At 62.9% G+C, this 1,214-nt stretch carries 2 protein-coding genes; one reads left to right on the forward strand and one right to left on the reverse strand.

Features of this window, described 5'->3' with window-relative positions:
- On the forward strand, nt 1-702 hold a 702-nt coding region (locus RMN95_RS13485), incomplete at its 5' end, for a Na+/H+ antiporter NhaA (RefSeq protein ID WP_309617424.1).
- A 269-nt stretch (nt 703-971) separates the two neighbouring features.
- On the opposite strand, the gene RMN95_RS13490 is transcribed toward RMN95_RS13485, so the two are convergent.
- The coding region (locus tag RMN95_RS13490) for a hypothetical protein (RefSeq protein ID WP_309617425.1) at nt 972-1,214 on the reverse strand (243 nt) is incomplete at its 5' end.

Raw genomic sequence — 1,214 nt, forward strand, 5'->3', positions numbered from 1 at the left:
TTTTACACGGATGACCTCGACCCCCTGCCCCTGCTGCTGGCGTTGGTGCCACTCGGTCTCTTCGCACTCGCCGTGAACCGCGGCATCCGCAGCATCTGGATTCTGCTGCCTCTGGGCATCATCACGTGGGCGCTGGTTCACGCATCCGGAATTCACGCCACGGTCGCCGGGGTAGTGCTCGGTTTCGTTGTGCCCGTTGTCGCGAGCAGGAGAGCCAGGGTCGAAGTCGGAAAGGATGTTGACGGCCAGCCGGTTTTCGACGGCCTTGCGGCTCATTTCGCCGACCGATGGGGGTCGATCTCCACCGGATTCGCGGTGCCGATATTCGCATTTTTCGCGGCCGGAGTCGCAATCGGCGGTGTGGATGGCCTCATCTCATCCGTGCAGAACACCATCGCGCTCGGCATCATCGGTGGCCTCGTGCTGGGTAAGGCGCTGGGAATCACGGCAACCACGTTCCTGATCACTCGCCTACCGGGGCTGGGGCTTGACCCGTCGCTGAAGTGGATCGACATCATCGGAATGTCATTTGTCGCCGGCGTCGGATTCACCGTCTCGCTGCTCGTCGGGGAACTGTCTTTCGGTGCCGGAAGCCAGACAGATGATGTCGTCAAGGTGGGCGTGCTGCTGGGCTCGCTCATCGCCGCACTCATCGGCGGAGCCGTGCTCGGGCTGCGGAACCGCCACTACGCCCGACGGTAGGCGCGGGCGCTCGCGCGGCCTCGTGTAGCGATCACCGCTAACACCTCAGCATGTCTGTAGATCAATCCAACTACTGTGCTGAGCTACCAGAACGATTCACGGAAGCGCCGAGCAGAAGCGCCGCAACTGTCGAGGACTTCCCCTCTCGGTCTCAGCGCTAGCCCCGGAAGAATGCCACGAACCACAGCCGAGAAAGAACCCGACGGCGTCACCCGCATCAACGAGGCCGACACCGCGGCGATGCGACCGGAGAACCTCGAAAGGCAGCACTAGCTGGCGAATTCGAGCACGTTTCGATCTAGCGCGCGTCGAGATACGGCAGATTTTGGGTAGTGAGCTGGCGCACCGACCATTTGCCGGGTCTCGCGGAGCACCGTGGCGCCGGGAGGTAGTTGACGGGCGGAGGCGCAGGCGGCGATAGCCTCGTTGGAGTTCGGTCGCTGAAGGAGCAACCCATGCCGCTCACTATTGTCATCGCCCCAGACTCGTTCAAGGGATCGCTGTCGGCTTCC

The sequence above is a fragment of the Salinibacterium sp. genome, assembly GCF_031364185.1.
In the GTDB taxonomy this organism is placed as follows: Bacteria; Actinomycetota; Actinomycetes; order Actinomycetales; family Microbacteriaceae; genus Rhodoglobus.